The organism is Pseudoalteromonas sp. DSM 26666 (genome assembly GCF_900116475.1).
Taxonomy (GTDB): Bacteria; Pseudomonadota; Gammaproteobacteria; order Enterobacterales; family Alteromonadaceae; genus Pseudoalteromonas; species Pseudoalteromonas tetraodonis.
This window is the reverse complement of sequence record NZ_FPAR01000001.1, coordinates 637,168-651,715: the sequence shown is the minus strand read 5'-3', so window position 1 is coordinate 651,715 and position 14,548 is coordinate 637,168. Positions and strand designations below refer to the sequence as shown.

The 14,548-nt window shown below is 40.1% G+C and carries 12 protein-coding genes; 8 read left to right on the top strand and 4 right to left on the bottom strand.

Annotation, left to right across the window (positions count from 1 at the left end):
* Positions 1-89: 89 nt before the first annotated feature.
* On the top strand, positions 90-899 hold the full coding sequence (locus tag BM380_RS02940) for a hypothetical protein (RefSeq protein WP_090492816.1): 810 nt from the start codon (positions 90-92) through the stop codon (positions 897-899).
* A complete protein-coding gene (locus BM380_RS02935; protein ID WP_016899893.1) occupies positions 887-1,279 on the top strand; it encodes a hypothetical protein in 393 nt (130 codons plus the stop codon). Before BM380_RS02940 ends, BM380_RS02935 begins: the two co-directional genes overlap by 13 nt.
* 143 nt (positions 1,280-1,422) lie before the next feature.
* Here BM380_RS02935 and BM380_RS02930 read toward each other — a convergent pair whose 3' ends face one another.
* On the bottom strand, positions 1,423-2,604 hold the full coding sequence (locus tag BM380_RS02930; protein WP_090492814.1) for a PQQ-dependent sugar dehydrogenase: 1,182 nt from the start codon (positions 2,602-2,604) through the stop codon (positions 1,423-1,425).
* On the opposite strand from BM380_RS02930, the gene BM380_RS02925 reads away from it, so the two are divergent.
* Positions 2,589-3,050 carry a hypothetical protein gene (locus tag BM380_RS02925; protein ID WP_090492813.1) on the top strand — a complete coding sequence of 154 codons (462 nt, stop codon included), beginning with the start codon at positions 2,589-2,591 and terminating at the stop codon, positions 3,048-3,050. The two genes, BM380_RS02930 and BM380_RS02925, sit on opposite strands and share 16 nt — an antisense overlap.
* Before the next feature lie 74 nt (positions 3,051-3,124).
* Here BM380_RS02925 and BM380_RS02920 read toward each other — a convergent pair whose 3' ends face one another.
* Both BM380_RS02920 and BM380_RS02915 read right to left on the bottom strand, forming a co-directional pair.
* Entirely contained in the window at positions 3,125-4,324 is a 1,200-nt protein-coding gene (locus BM380_RS02920) for an Nramp family divalent metal transporter (RefSeq protein WP_090492811.1), read from the bottom strand.
* 405 nt (positions 4,325-4,729) lie between these two features.
* Complete coding sequence (locus BM380_RS02915) at positions 4,730-5,992, bottom strand: valine--pyruvate transaminase (RefSeq protein WP_090492809.1); 1,263 nt, start codon at positions 5,990-5,992, stop codon at positions 4,730-4,732.
* Between the two features lie 234 nt (positions 5,993-6,226).
* On the opposite strand from BM380_RS02915, the gene BM380_RS02910 reads away from it, so the two are divergent.
* The 4 genes from BM380_RS02910 to BM380_RS02895 all read left to right on the top strand — a co-directional run bounded on the left by BM380_RS02910 (position 6,227) and on the right by BM380_RS02895 (position 12,525).
* Entirely contained in the window at positions 6,227-7,240 is a 1,014-nt protein-coding gene (locus tag BM380_RS02910; RefSeq protein ID WP_090492808.1) for an endonuclease/exonuclease/phosphatase family protein, read from the top strand.
* A 355-nt stretch (positions 7,241-7,595) separates the two neighbouring features.
* Positions 7,596-8,600 carry an HlyD family secretion protein gene (locus tag BM380_RS02905; RefSeq protein WP_090492807.1) on the top strand — a complete coding sequence of 335 codons (1,005 nt, stop codon included), beginning with the start codon at positions 7,596-7,598 and terminating at the stop codon, positions 8,598-8,600.
* On the top strand, positions 8,600-11,401 hold the full coding sequence (rbbA, locus tag BM380_RS02900; protein ID WP_090492806.1) for a ribosome-associated ATPase/putative transporter RbbA: 2,802 nt from the start codon (positions 8,600-8,602) through the stop codon (positions 11,399-11,401). The genes BM380_RS02905 and rbbA overlap by 1 nt, the downstream gene beginning before the upstream one ends.
* 2 nt (positions 11,402-11,403) lie before the next feature.
* Positions 11,404-12,525 (top strand): ABC transporter permease, encoded by a 1,122-nt coding sequence (locus BM380_RS02895; RefSeq protein WP_090492805.1) that lies wholly within the window; start codon positions 11,404-11,406, stop codon positions 12,523-12,525.
* Positions 12,526-12,663: 138 nt separating this feature from the next.
* Here BM380_RS02895 and BM380_RS02890 read toward each other — a convergent pair whose 3' ends face one another.
* Positions 12,664-13,830, bottom strand: a complete 1,167-nt coding sequence (locus BM380_RS02890; RefSeq protein WP_175527439.1) for a DUF3103 family protein — start codon at positions 13,828-13,830, stop codon at positions 12,664-12,666.
* A 279-nt stretch (positions 13,831-14,109) separates the two neighbouring features.
* On the opposite strand from BM380_RS02890, the gene BM380_RS02885 reads away from it, so the two are divergent.
* Positions 14,110-14,529, top strand: coding sequence for an MAPEG family protein (locus BM380_RS02885; RefSeq protein ID WP_090492796.1), 420 nt, complete (start codon positions 14,110-14,112; stop codon positions 14,527-14,529).
* The last annotated feature ends 19 nt before the right edge of the window (positions 14,530-14,548 follow it).

Genomic DNA, 14,548 nt, shown 5'->3' with positions numbered 1-14,548 from the left:
GAAAAGTATATTGGACTAGTTAGAGGAACTAATAGAATTGTTAAACAAAAGCATTTTAGCAATTATTACTAATGATAATGGAATATAAAATGGATTCAACAGCTGCGAACCCGCAAAAACACTCTCTTACGCTCGATATTTTTGAAGAGCATCTTCATAAAGCAATTGATAAACCCACTGTTAATTATCGTATGGTACGGGTAGGGCCCTCTCGAAATGGCCGAGTTACCAAGCTAAAAGTTCATAACGGGGCTCATAAAGCAACTTGGGCTAAAACGACCATTAATAGTCGTTTAAGAACCATCAATATTGATGTTTATCTTAATTTTAAACAAAACAGTTTGCAACAAGGCGATTATCTTAAATTAAAAACGTTGGCTATAGCTGGTATTAAACAATATTGGTCAAATACAATTACAGTGGCGGGTGTGCGTTTTAATGTAATAGTTAATCCTTTACATAAAAGTAGTTCTGATGCCATTCCTGTAGACCTAGAGATAGAGGAAAGTGAAAGTTATGGTCGTTCAATGAACCCAGCTATATTAGGTATTGATGCGAGTTTTATTTATCAAAGAGGATCTGTAACAGCTGGTATACCATCAAAATTGATTGATGATGAGTTTAAGTTGGTTTCAGCGCATGAGTTTGGCCATTCTATACTTATGTATGTAGGAGGTATTAATTTATCTTGGGGTCATAAAGGTAGTACAAATGTTCTCCTTCAAAATGTTAAAGCGTCTTCTCCAGGTTATCCAAATCAAGGAAAGATTGATCTCATGAAGTATTACAATGACACAAAAAATACCGCTAATCTGAAGCAACGCATTACACGCAGTGAAGCGATTGAAGTTGATATAAAAAGATTAATTTGGAGTTCTGAGGTTCTATGGAAAGATTAAAGGTATTAATTTTTGGATTACTAATAACTTTTGTATTGAGCTCATGTTCAAGTATTTATTGGGCTAGTGTTAAAAACTCTACGGCTGAAGAGTTAATGGTTAAAGTGGTGTTTAAAACTGAGCACGGTACTCAGGTAATGGACATGCCATTAAAAGCAGGTGAAGTAAATGTTTGGCAATATGAACAGTCATCAAGTGAATCAAAAATAATGGATAAATATTTATCTTCAATTGAGATAAGTGACGGCAGTGGCTGTTACTTAGTCTTTAATAAAGAAGAGATAAAAAAGAAGGTTAAAAATACAACGCGGCAAATCGTAATTTCTCCTGATGATTTTCAAAAAGCCTGCGAGAGGAAAGTTAATTTAAACACACCATAAAAATCTTTTGTAAAGCTTCCCTAAAGGGTCTGACCTTAAGTATAAATTTAGCTTGCTGCTACTTTTAGTCTCGTAGGATTTATTTTAAAAGTTAAACATTAAAATAAATCCTACGAGACAATCACCATTCATTTAAGTGAATATCACTTTGGCGTTACCAGCATCAGCTTTGCCTCTTTGCCATCCGTTAATATCGCTACATTACCTTCAGCAGTGACAAACACATCTCTGAGCCTACCTGTGGCTTCTGGGAAAATATGAGTCTGGGTGTATTCATCATTCGCTAAATTAATACTGTAGAGCTTTTTATCGACCAGAGTAGTAATAAGCACGTGGCGTTGCAGTGAAGGGAAGGCTGCATGGTTATCGCCATAATACGCCATGCCTGATGGCGCAATTGAGGGCGTCCAATCTACGGTTGGTTTAGCCATTCCAGGGTAGTCTCTAAAGGGGGATATACGTGCTTGTGAATAATCGTCACCGTTAGTGATTACCGGCCAGCCGTAATTGGTGCCAGCTGTTAAATAATTGAGTTCGTCACCGCCAGCGGGGCCGTGTTCGTGGCTAATAATTTGCTGTGTATCGTAATCATAAACCAAGCCTTGCAAGTTACGGTGCCCGAGTGAATAAATAGCATGCGCGTTAGCGTTTTTGTGACTAATAAACGGGTTATCGTTTGGTATTGTGCCGTTTAAATTTATGCGTAATGTTTTGCCAAGTTGACTGGTAATAACCTGTGCTTGCTCGCGGTAGTCAAAACCATCACCACTTGAAAATAATAAGGTACTATCTGGCAATACAAGCGCGCGGCCAGAATAATGCTGCGGTGTGCCCTTATCGGTGGCGACTTTATAAATAACTTTTGGCGTTGAAAATTGCGCACCATCAAACGTGGCTTTGGCTATTACTAGCCTGTTTGCATCAAGCTCGCCTTGGGCATAGGTAAAAATAACGTCTTTTGAATCACTGTAATTAGGCGAAAGCACTACATCAAGTAAACCACCTTGCCCTGCAACGTATAAGCCCTCGAAATCTAGTTTAACTCGGGTTTGTTGGTTGTTTTTAATGATAACAATATGGCCATCACGCTCGGTGATTAACCAGGTATTGTTTGGGAGTTTAACCATACTCCACGGTGAATTGAGCCCTGTTGCTAAAGTACTAGCTGTGTATTGCTGTGTTTGTAACTCGGCACTGGCGTGACAAGAAAACGCTAAAAGTGACAGTAGCGTAATACAATATAGAGATTGTTTACCCTGCAAGCCTTTGCTAGTGTAAGGAAAAAGTTTTATTTTAAGTTGAGATAACCATGCAGTTTTTAACAAGTATACTCCCGTCATTTTTAGTTTCTTGGTTACTTACATTCACTCTTGCTAGCTTGTTTCATAGTCAATACGTTGTCAATCAATTAGTTAATGTAGGTGTTGTAGTGGGCTTTAATGACCGTGTTAACTTAATCCTTGAAGATTGGCTTGGCTTGCTACCGACCTATGGCGCTATTATTGCTGTTGCACTTGCTATCGCGTTTTTGGTTACTTGGTTTATTGCTAAAAAAATGAACAAGCAAGGTACACAACTATTTGTTATTGCTGGTGTGGTGGCGTTTGCAACGGCGTTAATTGCAATTGAGTCAATTATGAATATTACTATTATTGCAGGTGCAAGAGGTTGGGGTTTTTATGCGCAATTGTGTGCAGGTGCAGTAGGGGGTTATGTATTTGCAAAACTCATTAAGGAAAATAAGCACAAGGCAGCGCATCACGGCTTTTAAGTCAGTATTGGTCTGCAATGTAAAAAGCCGCTATTAATATAGCGGCTTTTGTGTGTATAAATTACCTAGTGATATCAAAAAATTAAACTAAACAGCTTGTAACCACTTAAGCCAAAAATAAGCACTAACACCGGTAAAGTAAGTAAGTTTACCAACATTGAGTTGGTGTATTTGCCCATTACTGTTTTTTGGTTAACCAGCCACACTAGGTAAGTGGTGACAATAGGCAGTAATAAGCCATTTGCGGCTTGAGCAAAAATTATCACGGCAACAGGGTCTAAACCCAGAGACGCCACGGCGGCACCAAATAATAAAATAACAATGGCGACACTTTTAAAGCGGGTGTTATCCATTTTATTTGACCAACCTAACATGCCACATACTGCATATGCACCGGCAAGGGGAGCTGTTATTGCGCTGGTTAAACCTGCTGCAAATAAGCCAATAGCAAAAAAGTAATGGGCAGCATCGCCAAGTAATGGCTCAAGTTGTACCGCCATGTTGGCAGCGCTAATTTGCCCTGCATCTGTGCCATAAAATGCCACTGACGCGGTTGATAAAATTGCCAGCGTGATCACGCCACCTAAGGTGATAGACACACCCGTATCTACATTAGTTTGCTTAATAACTTTTTGCTTATCACTTTTGCTGTCGTGTCTTGCAGCTAAAACACCTGAGTGTAAAAATAAGTTATACGGCACTATGGTGGTGCCCACTAATGCCAATACGGTGGTAATTGAACCCTCAGGCATACTAGGAATAAAGCCTGCTAACACATCACTCAGCGAGGGAGCAGCCATAACTAACGTAGAGATAAACACTAGGCTCATTAAAATCACTAATAAAATAAGCGCGTTTTCAACGACTTTGTGTTTACCGCTGTAAAGTAACACCGCACTTAAAAATGCAATGAGTGGCGTCCAAAGCTGGGCATTAACAAGAGGAAATATTTCAATTAATCCCATGCTGGCACCGCTAAGGTTGCCAGCCTCGTAGGCGGCACTACCTACTCCAATGGCGCTGATCACTAAAAATATAGCGAGAGATTTAAATAGGGGCGTTTCAATGTGAGCTCTTAGCGCTTGCGCTAAATCTTGCCCGGTGGCTACGCCAAGGCGCGCCGCCATAGATTGTAATAATATGGTGGCAATAACTGAAAACAGTAGTGTCCATATTAGTGCAAAACCAAAGTTTGCACCTGCCACGCTGGCAGTCGTAATAGTCCCTGGTCCAATGAAGGCAGCGGTGACGAGTAGTCCTGGTCCTAATCGCATAATTGACCTTAATAGTACTTTTGTATATTGCTATTTAAAGTTACATCTAACGTTTTATAACGCGATGCCTGTATTATTGCTGCCACTTATATTAAGTGCCTTGCAGCGATAGCCGCCCCTTGGCAAACCCTTTTTTGATGATAATCATATGTTAAAAAAGGTCGCGTAGCATACCAACTTATATATAAATTTAAAGGGGGTGTGGCGCGTTTGCACAAAATTAATACAATCAATAAATAACAGTAATAACCGCTTACCTCAGTTTAGGGCTTATTTAACGGCTTAGGGGATGACTGAATAACCTTAAATTGTTCACAGGTTTATGCCAATAACTATAGGCACTATAAACGCTTTGCACGCACTGTATTCAAGCAAAGGGTTTGAATGCCCTAAATATCAACCCATTTATGCCATCACTGCTTTAATGGCCTCTAAGCCTTTTCGCAAAGTGCTGGCATCGGTTGCATAATTGATGCGAATACACTGGTGTTTGTGTGCCCAAGCATCATCAATACCAATAAAAAAATTATGCCCGGGAATAATATAAACATCCTGCTCTTTGAGCTTTTGGCAAAGTTGTTCGCTGGTTATTTTTGCCTCTTTAAACCACAGCCACATAAAAAATGCGCCTTCTACTTTGTGTAAGTAAACGGGAAGGTGGGCAAATATTTCATCAAACAAGTTCATTGCTGTTTGTGCTTTTTCTCGATAAAAAGGCAGCACTGAATTTTTACACAGCGGAAGGAGTTCATCTTCATCAATTAGCCGTGTTACTAAACTTGGGCCAAAACTGTTTGGCGATAAAACCATACTGCCATTTACACGGCCAATGGCTTTAATTATGTCATTGTTAGCTACTACAATACCGGTTCGCAAACCCGGTAGGCCAAGCTTTGAAAGTGACATGCATAAAATAATGTTTGAGTTCCATGTTAAGTTTGCGTCGGTATAAATACACCCAGGGAATGGGTCGCCGTAGGCGTTATCAATGATCAGTGGGATATTATATTGCTTAGCCAATAAATCGAGATGTTGTACTTCTTCATCAGTAATGACATTGCCTGTTGGGTTAGTCGGGCGCGATACACACAGTGCGCTAATGCTGCTGTCGCTTGCTAATACTTGCTCAACAGCTTTAAAATTAATGATATATTTAAATTGGTTTGAGCCACTTTCAGTATTTAAAATTTCGATATCGGGCTTTATTGCTACAAACATATCGTCAGTTAAGCCTTGATCTGCATAGCCTACATATTCAGGTGCCAGCGGAAATAAAACCTTTTTATGGCTTCCATCAGGCATACTGCCAGCTAACAGATTAAATAACACAAAAAAATTGGCTTGGCTGCCATTACCAAGCGCTATATTATTTGCGGTTAAATCCCATGAGTATTCACTTTTTAGTTGCTTGGCCAGAGCTGCACGAAATGCATCATTACCCGTTGGGCCATCGTAAAGTCCAAATACGTTGGAAAGTGTATTATTAGCAACAAGCTTTTGTAACTCATTGATAAAAATATCATTAACCTCAGGCACTAGGGCCGGATTACCACCACCGAGCATAACAATATTTGGATTATTACTGTTTTTAGCATCGCCTAAATCTTCCATTAACTGAGTAATACCATTAGGTTGAGTAAATTTAGTGCCGAAGTTTGAGTAATCCATAATGACCGTGTGCCTTAAAAAATGATAAGTTAGTGTAAATTAACACTATGAATTTGATATTGAAAAATTTTCACCGATTAGATTACTATAGCCATAACCCGCTATAATCGTTTTTCATATTTTAAGTAGGGCAGCCTTATCAGCAACCTTGAATCACACACTAAAACACCTTTAAACACCAAAGCAGACGATTCGGTTATTACTGATACGATTCTTAAAATTGCCACTTTTAACTTGTTTAATTACCTTGAGCCGCCTAATGCCTATTATGAATTTGAACGCATATACACCGCAGAGCAGTGGGCTAGAAAGCAGCGTTGGCTTGTAAATTACTTAACCGAACATCAGCCTGATGTGATTGGTTTTCAGGAAGTATTTAGTATTGAGTCGCTTAAAGAATTAGTTAAAGATCAAGGCTATACGTACTTTGGCGTGGTAGATGAGCCCCAGGTAATCGACGACTTTATTTACAAACGCCCTGTTGTGGCAATAGCCGCAAAATACCCAATTGCTGAAGTGGCAACTGTTGAGCATGACCATGAGCTTGCTGAAACCCTTGGTTTAACTGAGGATTTTACATTTAGCCGAAAGGTGCTTAGAGCTACAATAACCTTACCGCATATCGGCAACACGGATTGTTATGTGGTGCATTTTAAGTCTAAGCGCTCAATGATAGAGCTTGATGAGCAAAACAAAGACCTCACACCCGAAAAAAATATTATCGAGCTATTAAAAGCCGATATAGCAGGGAGTTGGGGCTCAACTATTCAGCGCGGCAGTGAGGCTACATTGCTGATGATAGACATCATTGCGCGCCGCGAATCTACACAAAATCCAATGGTTTTAATGGGCGATTTTAACAACGACTTAGCTGATGGCGTTTTAAGCCATTTACTAACAAATACACTGCGCTTTGCCCCCACGTTTGACAGTAACACTTACCTTGCAAAATATTGCCTTAACGACGCATGGCAGTTATTTGCAAGGTCGCAATTAAATTTGGCTAATCAAAATAATGAAAATACAGTGGATTTAAAGCGAAAGCCTACCCATTATTTTGGCGCGAGCAGCTCAGTGCTTGACTACATTTTGTTGTCTTGCGAGTTTGACTCAAGTTACGACGACAGCTTTTTTGAGGTGAGCCATTACCATACTTACGATCGTCATTTAATTAACCCTGAATTTGAGCGTGATGATTTAAGCACAGATCATGGCGTGGTATTGATTAGCTTAGCATTAAGGTCGTAGCGGGTTTTGTTACTGTAAATAGTAAGCTAATCTGCCGCTGACATAATTAATATTAAGGCGCTCAGTAGGTGCCTTGATGTTTTCTCTTTCTTTTATCCTGCTGTTTTAAAAAATCACTAATAATTAGTGCATTAACTCTAATTTATATTGATCCACATCATCTTTATTAACGGTGAGGGTGGTAGATTAGTGAAGCTGGATTTTTAAGTTCGTTTAAATCGCTTATTACAACTACCCTTGTTGTACTTACAAAGCAGGGTTGCTTTCATATAACAAATAGCGTGCTGTATCCTAAAAATTTTTACCTTAACTACCCTCACTTACATTACTTTATACATACATGGAGTTTTAGCACATGACAATTAAATCAACGTTCAAATCTTTGAGTAAGCTCGCTGTATTGGTCATTGTGGGGGGGGCTGGCTGGTATGCTTGGCAAACCTTGCAGCCTACATCATTTGCTGAACAACTCCCTGACAGTGTTGCCTATGGGAATGGGCGAATTGAAGCGACTGAGTACGATATTGCTACAAAATTACCGGGCCGCTTAGTTGACGTTATGGTGCAAGAAGGCGATATGGTCAAAGCGGGTCAAACGTTAGCGGTTATTGATACTGATGATTTAAACGCACAGTTACGTGAAGCTCAGGCGGGGCTTCGTGTTGCCAGTGAGTCTCGTAAATACGCATTAGCGATTGTAGAGCAGCATAAAAGTGAGCTTAATTTTGCACAAACTGAATTGCGCCGCTCTGCAAAATTATTAGAAAAAGGCCATATTTCAAAAGAAGTGGTAGATCAACAACGAACCACCTCTGCTATTGCCCAAGCTGCTTTAACCGCGGCAAACGTAAAAGTTGTGCAGTCGGATGCTGAAATAGAAGCAGCGCAGGCACGTATTGAGCGATTACAAAGCAACATAGCCGACAGCACGTTAACAGCACCAATCAATGGACGCATATTGTATCGATTAGCTGAGCCTGGCGAAGTGCTTGGTAGTGGTGGTAAGGTTTTATCGTTATTGGATTTAACCGATGTTTATATGAGTATATATTTACCAACAGCGCAAGCGGGCAAGGTAACAATAGGCTCACAAGCGCGCATTGTTATTGATGCTGTTGCCGAGTATACATTGCCGGCTAAAGTGACGTTTGTATCTGCACAGGCGCAATTTACCCCTAAATCGGTAGAAACCCGAAACGAGCGCGATAAACTGATGTTTAGAGTTAAGGTAAAGCTCGACTCGCAGTTATTAAAAGATCATATCAAACAAGTAAAAACAGGGGTGCCAGGGCTTGCTTATGTGTTGTTAGCACCTGAAAAAAATTGGCCTACGTCGTTACAGGTACGAGTACCTGAATAATGGATAACGCTAATAATAACACCGATAAAAACGCGCAACAGCCACCTCTTGAAAGTGTGGTTACGCTTACTAAGGTGAGCCATCGCTATGCTAATAATCGCGTGCTGGACAACATTAGTATTTCATTACCTGCCGGGAAAATGGTCGGGTTTATAGGCCCTGATGGCGTAGGAAAATCAAGCTTGCTGGCACTTATAGCGGGGGCAAGGGCGATTCAAGAGGGGGAGGTTGAGGTATTAAACGGCAATATGCGCAGCAGTGGTTTTCGTAATACGGTGTCGCCACGCATTGCTTACATGCCTCAAGGGCTTGGCAAAAATGTGTATCCAACACTTTCTGTGTTTGAAAATATAGATTTTTTTGGTCGTCTATTTTCTCAAAATAAAGCCGAGCGAAAACAACGAATTAATAACCTTTTAAAAAGTACAGGCTTAGAGGCATTTGCCGATCGCCCCGCAGAAAAGCTCTCTGGCGGGATGAAACAAAAACTCGGTTTGTGCTGCGCACTGATCCATGACCCTCAATTATTAATTTTAGATGAGCCAACTACCGGGGTTGATCCGCTATCGCGTCGTCAATTTTGGCAATTAATAAACAGTATTCGCGCTGAAAATACACAAATGAGCGTACTGGTTGCGACCGCCTACATGGAAGAAGCCGATGATTTTGATTGGCTAGTCGCTATGGACGATGGAAAAGTAATCGGTACGGGCAGTCCACAAAACCTGAAAGCGCAAACTAATAAAGAATCGCTTGATGAAGCCTTTATAGCATTACTTCCTGAAGAAAAGCGCCATGATCATCAACGGTTAGTTGTGCCACCTCGTAAACAAGACTTAAACACAACTCAGTTCGCTATAGAAGCAAATGAATTATGTAAAACATTTGGCGATTTTACCGCCGTTAACAAGGTGAGCTTGAGTATTGAACAAGGTGAAATTTTTGGCTTTTTAGGCTCAAATGGCTGTGGAAAAACTACCACAATGAAAATGCTTACGGGGTTACAACCGGCAACCAGTGGCGAAGCAAAATTGTTTGGTGAAAAGGTCGATGCCAATAACATAGAAAGCCGCAAATGCGTTGGTTTTATGTCACAAGCGTTTTCGCTTTATAACGAGCTTACAGTGAAGCAAAACTTGGTATTGCATGCGCGTTTATTTCACTTACCTGCAGAGAAAATAGAGCCGCGCGTTAAAGATTTAATTACTCGGTTTAACCTTAAAAAATACAGTGACGATTTTCCTACCGATTTGCCCCTAGGTATTCGCCAGCGTTTATCGCTTGCTGTTGCGGTAGTACATAGCCCTGAAATGCTCATACTTGATGAGCCCACATCGGGGGTAGACCCCGTTGCAAGGGATGACTTTTGGCAGCTACTCATTGAGCTTTCGCGCGAACAAGGCGTGACTATTTTTATTTCGACTCACTTTATGGATGAAGCGGCACGTTGCGATAGAATTTCGTTAATGCATGCAGGTAAAATACTTGCCAGCGATACGCCAGCTGCACTGTGCCAAGCGCGTAATACCGACACACTAGAAGCTGCTTTTATTGCTTATTTAGAAGAAGCAGTAAATGCAGCCGGAGCAAGCTCGGCGTTACAAGCATCGATAACGGATAAACCCAAAGTATTGGCTAAAGCGCCCGCTACTCGTAAAAATAACACTAACCCCGCATTCAGTTTATTGCGGTTATTTGGTTATGCGCATCGCGAAACGCTAGAGTTATGGCGCGATCCTATTCGCCTAACGTTTGCTTTGCTGGGCTCGATAATTTTGCTGTTTATTTTAGGTTATGGCATTACATTTGATGTTGAAGATTTAAGCTTTGCGGTACTAGATCAAGACCAATCACCCGAGAGCCGCAACTACATTCAAAATATGGCAGGTTCGCGTTACTTTATTCAAAGAGCAGATATTAGAAGCCCGCAAGAACTTGATAAACGAATGCGCAGTGGTGAGTTAAGCGTGGCCGTTGAAATTCCACCTAACTTTGCTCAGCAATTTAAACGCGGCCGTAAACCTGAAATTGTAGTGTGGATTGATGGTTCTATGCCGTTTAGGGCAGAAACGATTAATGGTTATATGAGCGGCGTGTATTACAGCTATTTAACCAAATTATCTTTGCGCACTTATGCACAAGTACCAAACTTAGTGCCAGCTAATATTGAATCTCGATATCGTTATAACCAAGATTTTAAAAGCATTGAGGCCATGGTGCCGGCGGTTATTCCACTACTATTGGTATTTATTCCTGCAATATTGATGGCGCTTGGCGTAGTGCGCGAAAAAGAGTTGGGTTCAATCATAAACTTATATGTAACACCGGTTAATCGGTTGGAATTTATTATTGGCAAACAGCTGCCTTATATTTTAGTGAGTATGATCAGCTTTTTTGGCTTAGTCGCACTTGCTATTACCGTGTTTGGTGTGGCGCTAAAAGGCAGCTTTTGGGCGCTTAGTTTGGCTGCATTATTATACGTTACAGCGACTACGGGGGTGGGGCTGTTAATTTCGGCTTTTACAAAAACACAAATTTCAGCACTGGCAGCCACTACGGTGGTTGTGTTGATGATTGCCGTTAACTTTTGTGGGCTAATTGACCCTGTTTCTTCCTTAGAAGGGTTTGGCGCGATTATAGGCAAACTGTTTCCGACCACCTACTTTTTAGAGGCATGTCGAGGGGTCTTTAATAAAGCGCTTAATTTTTCTGATTTATCAGCCCAGCTACTGCCTTTATTCGCTTTTATACCCGTGCTGACTTTGGCCAGTGTATTTTTACTTCCAAAGCAGGACAAATAGCCATGCAACGTCGCGGAAACATTATTAATTTAGGTATTAAAGAGTTGCGTAGTTTATGGCGTGATAAGGTTTTGCTGCTATTCGTTTTTTTTGCTTTTACTGGGCTGATTTATGTGGTGGCTTCAGCCACGTCGATAGAGTTAAATAATGCGCCGATTGGAGTTGTTGATCACGACCAATCGCAATTATCCAAGCGTATTATTAATGCCTTTTATGAGCCTTACTTTAAAACACCAGACAGTATTTCATTAAGCGATGTTGACTCAGCTATGGATAATGGCCGTTATACTTTTGTGCTTAATATCCCGCCTTATTTTGAGCGTGATGTACTTGCAGCTAAGCAACCTACAATTCAAGTAAATATAGATGCTACGCGTATGTCGCAAGCATTTATTGGTGATAACTATATTCAAACCATTATTAACGGAGAAGTAAATGAGTTTGTGCAAGGTTATCGAACCGTTTATTCACTGCCAATAAAGCAATCGGCGCATATTATGTTTAATCCAAACATGACAAGTGTATGGTTTGGTAGCGTGATGGAATTAATGAACGTGATCACAATGATTTCGATTATTTTAACTGGCGCCGCGGTGATCCGTGAACGCGAACACGGCACATTAGAGCATTTATTAGTGATGCCATTAAGCCCCTTTGAAATAGTGATGGCGAAAATTTGGGCCAATGGGTTAGTGATTTTATTACTGACTACGTTTTCATTATTTATTGTGATCGAAGGTTTGTTACAAGTGCCTATTCATGGCTCGCCAGGCTTATTTTTATTTGGCGTTGCTATTCATTTATTTGCGACCACATCGCTGGGTATATTGTTAGGAACGCAGGCGCGCACCATGCCGCAACTTGGGTTATTGATGATCTTAATTTTATTACCATTACAAATGCTCTCTGGGGGTGTTACGCCGCGTGAAAGTATGCCTGAGGTAGTGCAAAATATTATGTTATTGGCGCCAACAACGCATTTTGTAAAATTTGCTCAAGCTATTTTATACCGAGGGGCTGGGTGGGATGTAGTTTGGCCTTACTTTTTAGCATTAACTATTATTGGCAGTGTGTTTTTTACTGTTGCATTAATGCGCTTTCGTAAATCAGTGGCGCAAGGTTAGGGTAATAAAATATAACGTGTAATTTCAAAAAAGTGGCTGTGATAAAGCCACCCGTTAACGTTAAAGCGCTAATGGGTGGCTATTGAAGTATGGGGGAGTGATACCATCCGCAATAATAATTAAGCGAATGGGGATGACTTAGTTTAGTCTTGGGTTAATTTCTAAAGGAGATAGCGTAATGGTCGCATTACTGCTTGCTCCTTTATATTCTTGATAGTCTTTGTTTTCAAACAGCGTGTAAAAAACATCAACATAATCGTCATTATTAGTAAACCACTCATCCGGCATTGCTTTAAGTAGTTCATTGGTCAGCTTAGGGATAATGGCATAACCCTGCGCTTGTAAATCAGGAATGCTCGCCATTACTTGCTCTGATATTTCTAATAATTTTATTGCTAGAGTTTTATAGTTGGTGTTGTCATCTTGTTCCATTAAAAGTAAATCAACCGCCTGCCAACGATAACGCTGCCAATGAATGAGCACTTGATTAGGGCTGTAATCAGTTTTGTCATGATCTAAATACGGTAAATCAACGATATCTAATATTGGTTCATCTCGGGTCGGGTCGATACCCGTTACAATGGCATAAATTTCAGCACCACCTGAGATCCAAGGTTCTTTATCATCTTCTAAGCGTATTTTTTTCAATACACTGGTTTGCAGAGGTTGTTCATTGCTTAACTGGTTTTTTGGACTAACCGTGGTTTTACTGAATTTGTTAGTAGATAAAATTCCTCTCATTACTGCAATACCCGCATCTTGTACTTTTTGTTGATCTAATTCGACAATAAAGACAGGTTGGGTCGGCATTTGGTCAACACTAAGATAATGAATGTCACCATACTGATCGAACGCTTCAATCTCGCTCCATTGCGTATCGTCACCAGCGGGTGCAAATGCAAATAAAGGGCGTTCGCCTTGCTGCCAAGCGCTAAGCATTTTATCGCTTGCCAAACGCACTTGTAACAAACTACCGGTGTTTTGTGGTAAACCTTTCAGTTGTTGTAACGCGTTGTTTGCTAAACGAGTATTTTGTTGTGTGTGCATACCTAAAGACGGTAGCTGATCCGCATTCAAAACCAGTTTATATTGGCTTAGCGTTTGTTTAAGATCAGCGTTTAATACACTGTAATTAAGCGCTATTTGTTTTGCGAAATTGCGTTTAATGGTGGCTACGTCTTTGTATTGCGCCAACTTAGCCAAGTTTTCACCTTTTTCGATTTCATATTGAGCTGAAAAAGCGGGCGCTGATACACAGTTCAATAGCGCTAAGGTTACCAAGCATTTGGTTATTTTATTCATCATATTCATTTTACCGTTCCGTTATCAGTAACACTATAAAACAACACTTAGAATAAATACTCAAATAAAAATTATAAAATACGTAATTAGTACTGGTTTTAAGTTGCGCTCAGACTCTAAAAAAATACCAAGACGCTGTGATAGAGTAAGTTTTATATAAAGAATGAATCTATTACAAAAAATTATTTTACTAAAAAGTAATTACTATATACATCAGTGGCTTATCTTTGGCTTGATAGTTGCTGTAACTACTATTCTAATAACAACACAAAGGATTAAACAATGACCGATATAGCACATTCAGCGTTTATAGCATCTTATTTATATTTAATTATGATGTTAGTTCAGTGGGCAGTGGCAACGTTTAGTAAAGCCAAACAGCCTGGGGCTGTACCAGGAAAAATTGATAAAGACCTATCTCATGAGAGTTTTATATTTAGAGCGCATCGCACCTTTCATAACACATTAGAAAACAGTGCGTTATTTATAGGAACGGTTTTATTTGCCTTTGTGATTAATTACCACAGTTCGGTTTTTGCAATCTGTATTTGGATTTATGTTACTGCACGTTTAATTCATATGGCACTGTATTACGCCATTGCCACCGAGAAAAACCCCAGCCCGCGTAGTTACTTCTTTTTGATTGGTGTGATTGCAAACATTGTGATGTTAGTGCTGTTAGGACTGCGATTAGCAAGCTAATTAAATGATTAAAGCGAAA

Bases quoted from the DNA above. Each gene is read 5' to 3' on its own strand.
- BM380_RS02940 (WP_090492816.1), top strand. From the start codon at position 90: ATGGATTCAACAGCTGCGAACCCGCAAAAACACTCTCTTACGCTCGAT.
- BM380_RS02935 (WP_016899893.1), top strand. From the start codon at position 887: ATGGAAAGATTAAAGGTATTAATTTTTGGATTACTAATAACTTTTGTA.
- BM380_RS02925 (WP_090492813.1), top strand. From the start codon at position 2,589: ATGCAGTTTTTAACAAGTATACTCCCGTCATTTTTAGTTTCTTGGTTA.
- BM380_RS02920 (WP_090492811.1), bottom strand. From the start codon at position 4,324: ATGCGATTAGGACCAGGACTACTCGTCACCGCTGCCTTCATTGGACCA.
- BM380_RS02915 (WP_090492809.1), bottom strand. From the start codon at position 5,992: ATGGATTACTCAAACTTCGGCACTAAATTTACTCAACCTAATGGTATT.
- BM380_RS02905 (WP_090492807.1), top strand. From the start codon at position 7,596: ATGACAATTAAATCAACGTTCAAATCTTTGAGTAAGCTCGCTGTATTG.
- rbbA (WP_090492806.1), top strand. From the start codon at position 8,600: ATGGATAACGCTAATAATAACACCGATAAAAACGCGCAACAGCCACCT.
- BM380_RS02895 (WP_090492805.1), top strand. From the start codon at position 11,404: ATGCAACGTCGCGGAAACATTATTAATTTAGGTATTAAAGAGTTGCGT.
- BM380_RS02890 (WP_175527439.1), bottom strand. From the start codon at position 13,830: ATGATGAATAAAATAACCAAATGCTTGGTAACCTTAGCGCTATTGAAC.
- BM380_RS02885 (WP_090492796.1), top strand. From the start codon at position 14,110: ATGACCGATATAGCACATTCAGCGTTTATAGCATCTTATTTATATTTA.